The following is a 14044-nucleotide window of genomic DNA, read 5'->3' as shown; positions in this document are numbered from 1 at the left end:
CAAATCAGTGGCGACAAGTGCCAATCAGGACCGCATTAGGCACTGACCAGGCTCTTGTAGACACCGCAGCCCCAGTACAAGTCTGCATGCTTGCAGACATAGGACATCTTGGTCTGCACCTGCTGGTTGCTGGGGTTGATGTAGTCGTATTCCACCCAGCCCGGACGAAGCTCGGCCTGCGCCATGATGTCGGCCATCAGACTGTCACCGTCGATGCCGGGCACATCCTGAACGCGCAGCCCTACTTTGGCTGGGTTACCGCCGAAGGCCCGGTACTCCCCCTCGGAAGACAGGGCAAACACATACATGTCGCGGTCGTGGAACGGCTGCGAGGGATCGGTGACCGTCTGCAGCAGGCTGGCAACGCTGGACGAGCTCTTGGCTTGTCGCATGGTCGCATTCACCAGAGCCACCGCCTCCTCGGCCGTGCCCTGCTGCAGCCTGAAGCGCGACACCGCATCCGACAGATGCCGGGCGCGCAGCTGTAACTCCTGCGCCTGCTGAAGCGCTTGACCTACCATCTGGGCGTTGTTCTGGGTGATTTCATCGATCTGACGCACGGCATTGCTGATTTCCTGAAGACCGGAGCTCTGGCTGCTGGCCGTGTCCGCAAGCGTCCCCATATGGGCGACCACATCGTGAATGGCCCGCGTCACTCCGTGGATCTCCTCGCCTGCACTGCGTAGCTGCTGCGTGCTCTGAGTGACCTGCTGCACGGTCTCGCCGATCAGTTGTCTAATCTCCTTGGCTGCTTCGGCGCTGCGCTGGGCCAACGTGCGCACCTCACTGGCCACCACAGCAAAGCCACGCCCCTGTTCACCGGCTCTGGCTGCCTCCACCGCTGCATTCAGGGCAAGAATATTGGTCTGGAAGGCGATGCCGTCAATCACGCCAATGATTTCCCGCATGCGCCCGGCATTGCGCTCGATCAGCTCCACCGACTGCACCGCATGCTGCATGGCTTGGGCGCCCTGATCGGCAGCGGCACAAACGCCGTCAGCGCGGGAATGTGCTGCCTTGCTCACTTCCGCATTTTGCTCAACCGCTGCGGTGAGTTGCTCGACACTGACCACTGTCTGCGCGAGATTGCTCGCCTGCATCTCGGTTCGTTCAGACAAGGCCTGATGGTCCTTGACCATACTCTGTCCAGCCTGGGCCACCAGGGCCGCATTGCTGCGAACATCGGCCACCATGGCCGACAGCGCCTGCACCATGGACTTGGTGAGGCTTGATGCGGAAAGCCCTTGTTGCGGCTCTCCGGCGACGCCCAGACTCAGGTCTCCATGAGCGACTCTTTCAAGCGTAAGCTGCATGTCCAGCCACTGCTGCTGCCAGCTCCTGTGAAGAGTGCCGACCCACAACAGCACTCCCATGACCCACAGCAGCAACCAGCCCAGTTGCCATGTCCCGCCCAGGCCCAGCACAGGCAAAACAGGCCCCGCCAGCAGCCATGGCAGCCCCAACCACAACAGTCCGGAATTCCTCACTCGTACGCGGTTTTTTTTGTCGGGCAAGATGCGCTTTTGCATTGCGTGTCTCCATTCGTTTTTTGTTGTTGACTTCGTTTGCTGACCTCGCAGCTCGCTCACGGTAGCCACTTGCTCTGTCGCCCAGCTTACGTAACAAATTGCAATTACCGGAGCCTGCAAACCCGCAAACTCAAAACTATGAGCGCTGTTTTCTCATGCGAAAATGGCATCAGCCCATAATGTGTACCTATGAACCCCCTGCTCTCGCGCTTACAGCCTTATCCGTTTGAACGTCTTCGCCAACTGTTTGCCTCGGCTCAACCACCTGAGGGCCTGCGCCCTATCAGTCTTGGCATCGGAGAGCCACGCCATGCCACGCCGGAGTTCATTGAAAAAGCATTGAGCAGCGAACTGCAGGGCTTGTCCGTTTACCCTGCCACCGCCGGTCTGCCGGCCTTGCGCCAGGCCTGTGCGAAATGGGCCAACCAGCGCTATGGAATCGAGTTGGATGCTGCCACTCAGGTTCTGCCCGTCAATGGCTCGCGTGAGGCATTGTTTGCCTTCACCCAGGTCGTGGTGGACAACACCAAGGCCGGTGCGCGTGTCATCTGCCCCAACCCCTTCTATCAAATCTACGAAGGTGCGACGCTGCTGGCCGGAGCCACCCCCTATTACGCTGCCAGCGATGCTGCGCGCAACTTTGCCGTGAACTGGGATGCAGTGCCCGAGGAGGTATGGCAACACACACAGCTGATTTTTGTGTGCTCGCCCGGCAACCCCACGGGCGCAGTGATGCCGCTCGGCGAATGGGAGAAGCTGTTTGCCCTGTCCGACAGGCATGGCTTCGTGATTGCCAGCGACGAGTGCTACAGCGAGATCTACTTCCAGGAAGAAGCCCCGCTGGGCGGTCTGGAAGCTGCCCAAAAGCTGGGCCGCCATGACTTCAAGAATCTGGTGATGTTCACCAGCCTGTCCAAGCGCAGCAATGTGCCCGGACTGCGCAGCGGCTTTGTGGCGGGTGATGCGGCTCTGCTCAAGTCCTTCTTGCTCTATCGCACCTATCACGGCGGCGCCATGAGTCCCGTGGTGCAGACGGCATCGATTGCGGCCTGGGGCGACGAAGCCCATGTGCAGGAAAACCGCCGCCTTTATCGCGAGAAGTTTGCGCAGGTCACGCCCGTGCTGTCCCAAGTCATGGACGTGAAGCTGCCCGATGCCAGCTTCTATCTCTGGGCAGGCATTCCATCGGAGTTGGGCATGGATGATGCACAATTCGCCAAAGAGCTGTATATTCATACAGGCGTGACGGTCTTGCCAGGCAGCTACCTTGCGCGTGAGGCTCAGGGGTTCAACCCCGGCGCCAATCGCATTCGCATGGCTCTGGTGGCCGAAACGGCGGAATGCCTTGAAGCCGCCCAGCGTATTGCACAATTCATCGAATCCCGTACCCGCTGATCCACATCCAAGGCCTGCTGTGTGCAGGCCTTTCATGACTCAACGATTCACCTCAACTTTCGATCCTTGACCGAAAACATCATGACGCAACAACTGCAATCCATCATCGACAACGCCTGGGACAACCGTGCCAATATCTCGCCTTCCGCCGCCCCCAAGGAAGTGGTGGATGCCGTGGAGCACGTGATTGCCGAGCTCAACGACGGCAAGCTGCGCGTGGCCACCCGTGAAGGTGTGGGCCAGTGGACCGTGCACCAGTGGATCAAGAAAGCGGTGCTGCTGTCCTTCCGCCTCAAGGACAATGCCCTGATCAACGGCGGTGCCCTGAACTTCTTCGACAAGGTCCCCACCAAGTTCGAAGGCATGAGCGAGGCCGAAATCGCTGCCACAGGCGTGCGCGTGGTGCCTCCGGCCGTGGCCCGTCGCGGCTCCTTCATCGCCAAGGGCGCCATCCTGATGCCTTCCTATGTGAACATCGGCGCCTATGTGGACGAAGGCACCATGGTCGACACCTGGGCCACCGTGGGCTCCTGCGCTCAAGTGGGCAAGAACGTGCACCTGTCCGGCGGCGTGGGCCTGGGCGGCGTGCTTGAGCCCCTGCAAGCCAACCCCACCATCATCGAAGACAACTGCTTCATCGGCGCCCGCTCTGAAGTGGTCGAAGGCGTGATCGTGGAAGAGAATTCCGTTCTGGGCATGGGCGTGTACATCGGCCAGTCCACCCCTCTGTTCAACCGCGAAACCGGCGAAATCACCTACGGCCGCGTGCCCAGCGGCTCCGTGGTGGTCAGCGGCAACATTCCCAAGCAGACCAAGGATGGCAAGGACTACTCCATGTATGCCGCTATCATCGTCAAGCGCGTGGATGCACAGACCCGCTCCAAGACCAGCATCAACGACCTGCTGCGCGACTGATGGGCCCCTGACCATGCTTGCTCTGCCTTGATGCAGACACTGCCGTGGCCACCCCGCTCACAAGCCTGCCCGCTCCCGAGCGTGCAGGCTTTTTTCATGCCCTAGATCTGCTTTGCGCATCAAGCGCGACCTGCACCGAGTTGACACACGCTAACATGCGTCCAAAGAGAGGCTGAGCGAAAAAGGATGAAGAAAAAATGAGCACCATGGAAAAAATTTTGCGTCTGATGTCCGAAAAAAAGGCCTCGGACGTCTATCTCTCCGCCCGTGCGCCGGCGCTGATCAAGATCAACGGCATCTGCATCCCCATCAACAATCAGGAGCTGCCAGTCGAAGCTCCGCTGGCCTTGCTTTCCGAGGTCGTCAAGCCTGAAGCCATAGAAGAGCTCAAACAGACGGGCGAGCTGAACATGGCCATTCCCCTGAGCGGCATAGGACGTTTTCGTATTAGCGCCATGCGCCAGCGTGGCTCCTATGCGGTGGTCGTGCGCTTTATCTCGTATCAGATTCCGTCGCGCAATGAACTGAATCTGCCCGACATCGTCAGCGAACTGGTCATGGAAAAGCGCGGTCTGGTGCTGGTTGTGGGAGCAACGGGCTCGGGCAAGAGCACGACACTGGCGACCATGATCGACGAGCGCAACGAAACGCTCACCGGCCACATCCTCACAGTGGAAGACCCCATCGAATACCAGTTTCGCAACAAGAAATCCATCGTCAACCAGCGTGAGGTCGGCACTGACACCAGTACCCTCGCAACCGCACTCAAAAATGCGCTGCGCCAGGCACCCGATGTGATTCTGATCGGAGAAATCCGCGACCGCGAGACCATGTCGGCCGCACTGGCCTATGCCCAGTCCGGCCATCTGTGCCTGGCAACCCTGCATGCCAACAACAGCTATCACACGCTCAATCGCATCCTGTCCTTCTTCCCCGAGGAGGTTCGCCCCAGCATGTTGGGCGAGCTGGCCGCCTCGCTCAAAGCCGTGATCTCTCAGCGCCTGGTCCGTACCGTCACCGGCACGCGCGTGCCGGCCGTGGAAGTCATGCTCAACACGAAGCTCATCAGCGACATGATCGTCAAGGGTGACTTCGGTGGCGTGAAGGAGGCCATGGAGAAATCCATGGCCGAAGGCTCGCAGACCTTCGAGGACGCCCTGGCAGCCCTGGTGCGCAGTGGCACAATTGAGCGCAGTGAAGCGCTGGCCTATGCCGACTCGCCCACCAATCTGATGTGGCGCATGGATAATGACGTCAGCCACGCGGCCACTGCTGCCAAAGCCCCAGCCGTCACCGATGTGATTCTGCCCGGCGATGACGATATGCCGTCCTTCACGGAAATCACCCTGGATGTCAGAACCGCCTGAAGCCGCCAGCCAAGGCGACCCAGGCATTGTTTTAGTTTGAAGCCCCTCCATGTCCCGGACACTGCAACTGACCGAGCAGCTTATCAGCCTGCCCTCCGTCACCCCCGAAGATGCTGGCTGCCTTGAGCTGCTCGCCGATGCCCTGACACCCATGGGTTTTACCTGCGAGCGCCTGGATAGCGGCCCCGCAGACTTCCGCGTACAAAACCTGTGGGCAAAACGCTCTCCAACGCAGAATCAATCTACACAAGACGCCATCAGTTCAGATAGGCCTGTGCTGGTCTTTGCCGGCCATACCGATGTGGTGCCGCCCGGCCCGCTCAAGGAATGGACCAGCCCGCCTTTCGTGCCCATGCACCGCGACGGCAAGCTCTACGGCCGTGGTGCCAGCGATATGAAGACCTCCATCGCCGCCTTTGTCGTGGCGCTGGAAGAGTTTCTCCAGGCCACGCCCGAACCCGCCTTCGATATCGCCCTGCTGCTGACCAGCGACGAGGAAGGCCCCTCGATTGACGGCACCAAGGTCGTGGTCGAAGAGCTGCGCCAACGCGGCGAGCGCCTGGACTGGTGCATTGTGGGCGAACCTACCTCGGTCAAACAGACCGGCGACATGATCAAGAACGGCCGCCGCGGCACCATGAGTGGCAAGCTCACCGTCAACGGCGTGCAAGGTCATATCGCCTATCCGCAACTGGCACGCAACCCCATTCATGAGGCCTTGCCCGCACTCGCCGAACTCGCGACCACGGTCTGGGACCGCGGCAATGCGTTCTTCCCGCCCACAAGTTGGCAGATCAGCAATATCCATGGCGGCACGGGCGCCAGCAACGTCATTCCCGGCCATGTGGTGATCGACTTCAATTTCCGTTTCTGCACCGAGTCCAGCTCCGACTCCCTGCAAAAACGCGTGCATGAGGTCCTGGACCGTCATGGCGTCGAATACTCGCTGGTCTGGACCGTCGGCGGGCAGCCCTTTCTGACCACGCCAGGCACCCTGGTGCAGGCCGTGCAAGCCGCCATCAAGGATGAGACCGGACTCGATACCGAGCTGTCCACCACAGGCGGTACCAGCGATGGCCGATTCATCGCCCAGATATGCCCTCAGGTCATCGAGATGGGCCCGCCCAACGCCAGCATCCACAAGATCGACGAACACATCGCCGTGGCCGATATCGAGCCGCTGAAAAACATCTACCGCAAGGCTCTGGAACAACTCCAGCGCCAGCAGACCGCACCCCAGACCGCATGAGCAATACCAGCACACCCCCGATCTCAGGCAACACCGTTGCCGAACTGATTGCCAGCGGCGTTCAGGCTCTCACAGCTTCCGGCGTGGCTTTTGGCCACGGCACGGCCACGGCTGAAGACGAAGCGGCCTGGCTGGTTCTCTGGAAGCTGGGCCTGCCCCTGGACAGCGAGCTCACTCCAGGCGCGCCGGAATCCGTGGAGAATCAGCCTGTATCCCTTGATATACAAGCGCAAATAGCTACTCTTTTTGAAGAACGCATCCGCAGCCGCAAGCCCGCCGCCTATCTGACGAACGAGGCTTGGCTGGTAGGTGTTCCCTTCTACATTGACGAACGCTCCATCGTGCCGCGCAGCTTCATCGCCGAGCTTCTGGCCGATGGGAGCATCGACGGCTGGCTGTCGGACAAGACCGTGCAGGTGCTCGACCTATGCACCGGCAACGGGTCTCTGGCCTGCCTGGCCGCCATGGCCTATCCCGAAGTCCGGGTGACCGGTGCCGATATCTCGACCGATGCCCTGGCCGTCGCCCGTATCAATGTGGACAAGCACGGGCTGCAGGATCGCGTGACGCTGCTGGAGAGCAACGGCATGAGCCAGGTGCCCGGCCCCTGGGATCTGGTACTGTGCAACCCGCCCTACGTGAACTCCGACAGCATGGGCAAGCTGCCTGCCGAATACCAAGCCGAGCCCGAGTTGGCCCTGGCCGGCGGCGCCGACGGCATGGACTTCATCCGCCAGCTGCTCCAGGACTTGCCTGCGCGCCTGAACAAGGACGCCGTGGTGGTGCTGGAGATCGGCAATGAAAAGCCGTACTTCGAGGCCGCCTTCCCCGATCTGCCCGTGTTCTGGCTCGACACCAGCTCAGGCGACGAGCAGGTACTGCTGATTACCGAGGAGGCGCTGCGCCACTGGTCCGAGGGCAATACCGCAGCCTTGCAACTGTAAGTTTTTTGTCCCGCACCCAAGGCGCAGGCTGCTCAAAGCCCTGTGCCTTTTTCTCTATGCAGGTCTTTGGACAAGCACTCAAGCCCGCTTGAGCGCACTCATGTAGCGAAAACCGCCGCCCGCAATCTGCAGACCATAGCGCCTGCCTGCAAAGGAGCAGGAATTGAGCTGCGCAGGCCCCAGATCCTCTTCCACCCCGAAGCCCACCGCGACCAGCAGCCGTGCGCTGCGGTGTGATGGATGCATGCCATGGTTCGCCACCTGCGGCCATTATCTGCGCCATGGAGCTGAGCTGCTGCTCATCCACTCTGTAGTCCAGCATGATGGTCGACCCTGTTGCCAGACGGTTCAGTGCAAATATTTCGCGCTCAACGGCCTCATCGCTCAAACACACCAGCAGACCCAACATCGACAGACTGACTGGTGAATCGAGATCCATGCCAGAAGCCTTCAAGCCCTGAACAGTCCCGATTTCACGCAGATCAATGCCAAGCTGACACAGGCTTGAGGGCAAGTCACAGCCATTGCGCTCATACAGCCGGGTCTTCCAGGTCAGCATTACCGGCTGATCCAGCTCAAAGATGCGGACAGCAGGCAACTGAGCCGCCATGCGCAAGGCACAGGTATCCAGGCCTGCGCCCGCGATGGCGTATTGCATGCATCCCCCAGCCACGGCATCCCGCAGACGGTCTTCGGCCCATCGGGCCCGGGCCAAGATGCCGGTACGAAGCGGCCGTGAAGCCACATCGTTATGCACCAGAGGCTGACGCAGCAGCTTTGCTGCTACCGCACTACCGAGGGCAGGCCCCGGCAAAACGGTCAGCGAAACCGGCTCGTCCTCCAAAATCTGATGAACGGCGCGTGCCATGGCAACACGCAGGGCCGAAGGGCTGGGGCAACTAATCGCAGTCATCGCAAAACTCCTTGCTTTTTCAACAAAGAGTTCAGCTTCAGGCTTGCAGTGACCGCTCCCGATAACGCACGCGCAGTTGGCGCACGACGGCAGTCTGGGCTGCAACGCCCCGCGCAAGCAGCTTTTCGCCACTGGCGGCGAATACCTCCCAATCCGGCCCCGTAGAGCCGTCAAGCTCCTGCAGCTCCGCAGGCATCAGACGACGCTGCAAGGCAGCCCTCCTGAAGCCGATTGCCTGCTCCAGATAGGTCGGTAGTTCAGGCTGAAGCCCTGCAGGCCGAGCCATCTGGGCCTCGTGTTCATGCATGCGGGCCCAGTCCTGGATCAGGCCCAAACGTCCGCGAAAAACCGTCATCGCCGCATTCATCCAGCGCTGTGTCAGCAGTTGCACCTGGGCGGTACCGGCCCCAGTCCCTCGGCGCGAGCACCTTAGCAGAGCATTAGCCAAAGGCCGCCAACGTAGCCTGGGCCCGCGCCAGCGTCCCAGCATCTGTCGTATGCCAGCAGCGGGCAGATACAGCCGCCGTGAGACAGGTGCCTGCCAGGGAAATAAATGCCCAGACAATTGGAGCCGGCCGGGCTTGTTTGCTGCAGCAAGACTCAGTACGACATCATGCGTGTCGCCAGCTTCGAGATGGGGGTGCGCACCATACCCTCCACGCTTGCTGGCAGCAGCATGGGCTTGAGTAGCATGCGCACGGCCAGGTCGGCAGGCAGGCGACGGCTGACCAGTTCGTAAATGCGCTGGGCCATGTCTTCGAAACGAGTGCTGCTATCGGCGAAATAAGAGCCCTTGTGCGCCCAGACGTGACGCAGCGCGATATCCGAATCGCTCTCTCGCAACTCCTTGAGGCGACCATACAGTGCCTTGGCAATGCGCGTGCGGCCCACAGGCGACTGCTGCTGCAGCTCCTTGAAGTACTTGAGGAAATGCTTGAAGTGGTTGACCTCGTCGTTGCGGATATTTCCCAGCAACTCGCTCAGAACCGGCTCGTCGCTGAGTTCGCGCAAGGTGTGGTAGTAGGCCGTGGTGCCGGTCTCCACCACGCAGCGCGCCACCATTTCCAGGCGCGGGTCCGGGTAAAGCTCCTCCATGGTGCACAGCTGCGAATATTCGGCGAAAAAACTGTCGTAGGCTTTTTGCCAGGGAAACTCCGGCCACACGGCTTCCACATAGGCCCGCAGCGCGCGTCCGTGCTGCAGTTCTTCGCACTCCCATTGATCTTTGAGCCAGATCGCGATCTCGGGCCAGGCAGCGTAATGCTGGGCCAGGTTTGCCGCGTAGGTATCCGAGCCGGTCTCTATGAACGAGGCGCTCATCAGCAAGAAGAACAGGTCCTGGTTGTGCTCTATTGCGCGGCGATCGATGGCAGAGAAGTCAATGTTTTCAATGCGCCAGTGGGCAGAGCCGTTTCTGCTCGGGGTGGTTGAAGGTGAAGATAGGGACACGTTTTGCTGCATCAGTTGTAGGACCGACATACTGAATCTGTCGGGCTTCAGACTTGGAGATATGCCATCTTGTCGACATTTGGCCCTTACGCCATGTCAGATTTCACCGACATTACAGGAGACTAACAATTCTTCAAATAGCCTTCTACAGGCTTTCATACCGGCTTTCAAGCTGATTTTTCGAGTTGCAATCATGGATCTGCGTGCGCTTCGCTACTTCATCACCGTGCTGGAGGCCGGCTCGATCTCGCGGGCGGCCCATTCGCTCTATGTGGCCCAGCCGGCACTGACGGCGCAGATCAAGAAGCTGGAGTCCGAGCTCGGCGTCCAGCTGCTGGAGCGTACCCATGCGGGAGTCACGGCGACGCCCGCAGGTACCCGGCTGTATGAGGATGCGCGCCGCCTGCTCTCCGATGCCGACGCGATGTGCGAACGCCTGCAGCGCCTGCCCATGGGGCCCGAAGGCTCGGTCAGCATTGCCATGCCGTTCTTGCTGACCGGCCTGCTCATGGGGCCGGTGATTGCCGGCTTGCGCCAAAGTCACCCGCGCATACGGGTGTTTGTGCTCGATGACTCCAGTCTGATGGTGCAAAAAGCCATGCTGGAGCGTCGCGCCGATCTGGGTGTTCTGGTCGACACCGCCAGTCTGCAAGGCCTGCAGGTGCAGCCCATGGCCGCCGAGCCCATCTATTTCTGCGGCCATGACGCACAGAGCAAGGTAGCGCCCCTGCTGTATAGACACAGCACGGCGCAAAACACTCCCTGCCTGGACTTTGCCCATGCCGCAGCACAGCCACTGGTGCTGCAGTCACGGCGCTTTTCCATACGCCAGACGGTGGAGCAGGCCGCCAGCGATCTGCAGCTCGGTCTGAACATCGTGCACGAACATGACTCGGCCCGTGTCATTCGCTCGCTCTATCAATGCGGCGGAGGCTTTACCTTCAGCCCCGCCTGCTCGGTGGCCGAGAACCCGCAGCCCCAGAACGCCGACAGCGCCTGGATCGTGGCCAGAGTCTGCAACCCCGATCTGCAACGACGCTACTACCTGGCGCGCCAACCTAGCCGCGCCCACGATGCTGCAGTACAGGTGGTTCAGGACGCCCTGCTGCTGCAGGTCCAGGCCATGATCGGCGAGGGCCGCTGGCCAGCCCGCTGGGACTACGCTGCAGCATAGAGCGCATTCAAGCACGGTGAATACAGCGGCCAGCCGTCTGCAGCACAGGACAAACCCGCAGCGCGGCGCTCTGCAATTCGACATGGCATGCGCAAGTCATTGATTTCTTGATCCATCAAAAATATTGATGCCCATGGATAAACAAACGGTATTTCCTTGATCTCCTTCGTTTTGGGACAGTCCAAGCAGATGCCGCACATCGGTGCGGCGCGGCTTCAACAAGGACTTGCCCATGACCACTGCTTTGCCCGCGGCCACTAAGCCGGGTGCCCCTATGCCGGGCGCCCCTATATCCAATGTCGGTGCACTCGTTGCGCGCTGCTGTCGTCTGTATGCCGACCACCTTGCGGTAACCAGCGCCAGCAAGAACCTCAGCTACGCCGCACTGGAGCGGCGCAGCAACCGCCTTGCCAATGCCTTGCTGGCTCAGGGCCTGCAGCGTGGTGACCGTGTGGGCATCTACCTGCCCAACTGCACCGAGATCGTCGAAATCGAGCTGGCCTGCTACAAGGCCGGTCTGGTCAAGGCTCCGTTCAACGCCCGCCTGTCACCCCGTGAGGTGATCGAGATAGCCGACAACAGCGATGCAGCCCTCATCGTCACCACGGCGGAACGTGCCGAGAGCTTTCGCGCCCAGCTACGCAACCCGCAGGTTCGGCTGATGCTGCTCGGCGACAATGAAAACAATAGCTATGAGCGATTGCTGGAAAAGGCTTCAGAGCAATTCTCAGCAGTATCCGTGCATGAGCACGAAGTAGCCGTGCTGCATTACACCTCTGGCTCTTCGGGCACGCTCAAGGCCGCCATGCAGACCTTCGGCAACCGCCTGGCCCAGTTGCGCAAGTTCCTGATGCGCGGCGAGGGCATGCAGCCTGGTCATACCCTGGGTCTGGTGGGCCCCGTCACTCACGCCTCGGGCATGCAGCTGATGCCCACCCTGTGCACAGGCGCCACCGTCCACTTGTTCAGCAGCTTCGAGCCTGCGCGCTTCCTGCAGGACATGCGCAGCCTGCGCGTGTCCCACACCTTCATGGTTCCGACCATGATCAATATGCTGCTGGCAGAGACCGCCGGCCGCTACCGCCCTCTGCCCGATCTGCTGCGCCTAGGCTATGGCGCCGCCCCCATGGCACCAGCCCGCATTCTTCAGGCCATGGATGTGTTCGGCCCAGTTCTCAGCCAGGGCTATGGCGCGGGCGAAACCACCTCAGGCGTCTGCGCGCTCACCGTGCAGGACCATCTTTATGCCCGCGCTGCCAGGCCCGAGTTGCTGTCCTCCTGCGGGCGGCCTTTTCTCGAGTCCTGCGTGGAAGTGGTGGATGACGAAGGCAGGCACCTGCCCCAGGGTGAGGTGGGCGAGATCGTGGTCAGCGGAGCCGACGTGTTTGCCGGTTACTGGCGTGCCCCCGAACTGACGGCGGAGGTGATCAAGCACGGTCGCTATCACACCGGCGACCTGGCGCGTGTCGACGAGCAAGGCTTTGTCTACATCGTGGACCGCAAGAAAGACATGGTGATTTCAGGTGGCTTCAACGTCTATCCGTCCGAAGTGGAGGCCGTGCTCCATGAGCATGCGGCGGTGCAAGACGCCTGTGTGTTTGCCATACCCGATGACAAATGGGGCGAAGCCGTGGCTGCCCACCTCGTGCTCAAGCAGGGGCAGACACTCGGCGACGCAGGCATCAAAGAGGCCATCGACCGCTTCTGCGCCGAGCGCCTGGGTGGTTTCAAGCGCCCGCGCCATATCGAGTTTGTGCAGCAGTTGCCCAAGAACCCGAATGGCAAGGTCATGCGCAAGACCGTTCAAGCGCCCTACTGGGCCAATCACAGCCGAAAGGTGAACTGAGATGAATGCCAAAGACCCCATGCAAACCACATCCCCATCCCCGAGCTCTGCCTTGCTTGCCATGCCGTTTGAGGGCTCGCCGCGCGCGGCCGAGCTCATTGCAGCCCTGCAGGATTTCCTGCAGGGCGAGCTGGCAGAGCTGGCCCAAAAGCACGGCATCAGCCATGACAACAGCGCCAGCAAGGAGTTGCTGCAACAGGTCTGGAAGCGTTCGCGCGAGCTGGGCTTCTACGGCATGACGCTGCCCAGCGCCATGGGCGGCGAAGAACTCTCGGTGCTGGACCAGGTGCTGATCAAGGAAGCCATCTATGCCAGCGGCTCGCCGTTCGCGCCTCATGTGCTGGGCGAGCTCAGCGGCCCGCCCCGTATCGGCTCTCTGGTGCGCAAGGCCACGCCTTTTCAGATGGAGCAGTTCATCGCGCCCGTGGCGCGTGCCGAAAAAGCCATCTGCTTTGCCCTGACCGAATCCCAGGCGGGATCAGATGCAGGCGCTGTGCAAACCAGGGCTGTGCGCGAAGGCGGGCACTATGTGCTGACCGGCCGCAAGCGCTTTATCTCAGGATCACCGTTTGCCGACCTTGCCGTGCTCATGGCATCCACCGCCCCCGAGGGCTGCGCCGAGCGGGAGATCAGCGCCTTCTTTGTGGACCTGGCCGCCCCCGGCGTGGAGGTGGTCAGCGGCTACAAGACCATGGCCGGGCAGTCGCACACCGGCGATATTCATCTGAACGCCGTGCGTGTACCCGTGGCGCATCTGGTTGGCGAGCCTGGCCGCGGTCTGGGCCTTGCGCTGGGGCGCATTACCGTCAACCGGCTGCTGCACTGCCCCGCCATGCTGGGCCTGGCTCAGTGCGCGCTGCGCGACGCGCGCGACTATGCGCTGAGCCGCCAGCAGTTTGGCCGCAGCATTGCCCAGTTCCAGTCCATACAGCACATGCTGGCCGATATGGCCACCGACTGGATGGGCGCCCGCGCGCTGATGGTCCAGACCGCCCGCGCGCTGGACGCTGGCCTTGATGCACGCGCCCAGGCTTCGATGAGCAAGCTGTTTTGCTCGGAAAAAGCCTTTGCCATCGCAGATCGCGCGGTGCAGATCCACGGTGGCGAAGGCATTGTCCAGGGACGTCGCGTCGAGTTTCTGTTCCGCATGCTGCGCATGTACCGTGTACTCACGGGCACCAGCGAGATCCAGCGCAACAACATTGCCAAGGAACTGCTCATGCCCTGACGGGACATGACCAGGCAGCTATAAAAACAGGAGAC

The 14044-nt window shown here is 61.1% G+C and carries 13 protein-coding genes and 1 pseudogene; 8 read left to right on the top strand and 6 right to left on the bottom strand.

What is annotated here, in order from left to right; all coding sequences use genetic code 11:
• Window positions 1–35 precede the first annotated feature (35 nt).
• Window positions 36–1529 (bottom strand): methyl-accepting chemotaxis protein, encoded by a 1494-nt coding sequence (locus QYQ99_RS25455; RefSeq protein ID WP_302090557.1) that lies wholly within the window; start codon window positions 1527–1529, stop codon window positions 36–38.
• A 189-nt stretch (window positions 1530–1718) separates the two neighbouring features.
• Between QYQ99_RS25455 and dapC the strand changes: the two genes are divergently transcribed.
• The 5 genes from dapC to prmB all read left to right on the top strand — a co-directional run bounded on the left by dapC (window position 1719) and on the right by prmB (window position 7399).
• Complete coding sequence (dapC, locus tag QYQ99_RS25450) at window positions 1719–2924, top strand: succinyldiaminopimelate transaminase (RefSeq protein WP_302090556.1); 1206 nt, start codon at window positions 1719–1721, stop codon at window positions 2922–2924.
• An 81-nt stretch (window positions 2925–3005) separates the two neighbouring features.
• Window positions 3006–3839, top strand: a complete 834-nt coding sequence (dapD, locus tag QYQ99_RS25445) for a 2,3,4,5-tetrahydropyridine-2,6-dicarboxylate N-succinyltransferase (RefSeq protein ID WP_003054847.1) — start codon at window positions 3006–3008, stop codon at window positions 3837–3839.
• A gap of 197 nt (window positions 3840–4036) precedes the next feature.
• Window positions 4037–5206: a PilT/PilU family type 4a pilus ATPase gene (locus QYQ99_RS25440; RefSeq protein ID WP_302090555.1), complete on the top strand. Its 1170-nt coding sequence runs from the start codon at window positions 4037–4039 to the stop codon at window positions 5204–5206.
• A 49-nt stretch (window positions 5207–5255) separates the two neighbouring features.
• Window positions 5256–6455 carry a succinyl-diaminopimelate desuccinylase gene (dapE, locus tag QYQ99_RS25435; protein WP_302090554.1) on the top strand — a complete coding sequence of 400 codons (1200 nt, stop codon included), beginning with the start codon at window positions 5256–5258 and terminating at the stop codon, window positions 6453–6455.
• The gene (gene prmB / locus QYQ99_RS25430; RefSeq protein ID WP_302090553.1) at window positions 6452–7399 is read left to right on the top strand and encodes a 50S ribosomal protein L3 N(5)-glutamine methyltransferase; all 948 of its coding nucleotides are present in this window, start codon (window positions 6452–6454) and stop codon (window positions 7397–7399) included. Before dapE ends, prmB begins: the two co-directional genes overlap by 4 nt.
• A 78-nt stretch (window positions 7400–7477) precedes the next feature.
• Here prmB and QYQ99_RS25425 read toward each other — a convergent pair whose 3' ends face one another.
• The 4 genes and pseudogenes from QYQ99_RS25425 to QYQ99_RS25415 form a co-directional block, all read right to left on the bottom strand.
• Complete coding sequence (locus QYQ99_RS25425; protein WP_302090552.1) at window positions 7478–7645, bottom strand: hypothetical protein; 168 nt, start codon at window positions 7643–7645, stop codon at window positions 7478–7480.
• Between the two features lie 178 nt (window positions 7646–7823).
• Window positions 7824–8267, bottom strand: a pseudogene (locus QYQ99_RS28410) (class I SAM-dependent methyltransferase); the annotation flags it as partial.
• Window positions 8268–8349: 82 nt separating this feature from the next.
• The gene (locus QYQ99_RS25420; protein WP_302090551.1) at window positions 8350–8667 is read right to left on the bottom strand and encodes a hypothetical protein; all 318 of its coding nucleotides are present in this window, start codon (window positions 8665–8667) and stop codon (window positions 8350–8352) included.
• A gap of 245 nt (window positions 8668–8912) precedes the next feature.
• Complete coding sequence (locus QYQ99_RS25415) at window positions 8913–9773, bottom strand: ferritin-like domain-containing protein (protein WP_302093270.1); 861 nt, start codon at window positions 9771–9773, stop codon at window positions 8913–8915.
• Window positions 9774–9954: 181 nt separating this feature from the next.
• On the opposite strand from QYQ99_RS25415, the gene QYQ99_RS25410 reads away from it, so the two are divergent.
• Complete coding sequence (locus QYQ99_RS25410) at window positions 9955–10935, top strand: LysR family transcriptional regulator (RefSeq protein ID WP_302090550.1); 981 nt, start codon at window positions 9955–9957, stop codon at window positions 10933–10935.
• A gap of 96 nt (window positions 10936–11031) precedes the next feature.
• On the opposite strand, the gene QYQ99_RS25405 is transcribed toward QYQ99_RS25410, so the two are convergent.
• The gene (locus tag QYQ99_RS25405) at window positions 11032–11169 is read right to left on the bottom strand and encodes a hypothetical protein (RefSeq protein WP_302090549.1); all 138 of its coding nucleotides are present in this window, start codon (window positions 11167–11169) and stop codon (window positions 11032–11034) included.
• Between QYQ99_RS25405 and QYQ99_RS25400 the strand changes: the two genes are divergently transcribed.
• Both QYQ99_RS25400 and QYQ99_RS25395 read left to right on the top strand, forming a co-directional pair.
• Window positions 11168–12781: a class I adenylate-forming enzyme family protein gene (locus QYQ99_RS25400; RefSeq protein WP_302090548.1), complete on the top strand. Its 1614-nt coding sequence runs from the start codon at window positions 11168–11170 to the stop codon at window positions 12779–12781. The genes QYQ99_RS25405 and QYQ99_RS25400 overlap by 2 nt on opposite strands.
• A 1-nt stretch (window position 12782) precedes the next feature.
• Window positions 12783–14009, top strand: coding sequence for an acyl-CoA dehydrogenase family protein (locus tag QYQ99_RS25395; protein ID WP_302090547.1), 1227 nt, complete (start codon window positions 12783–12785; stop codon window positions 14007–14009).
• Window positions 14010–14044: the final 35 nt, after the last annotated feature.

The organism is Comamonas testosteroni, from assembly GCF_030505195.1.
GTDB classification, from domain to species: Bacteria; Pseudomonadota; Gammaproteobacteria; order Burkholderiales; family Burkholderiaceae_C; genus Comamonas; species Comamonas testosteroni_G.
Note: the sequence above shows the minus strand (reverse complement) of the source record. Positions and strands in the feature narration are given on the sequence as shown.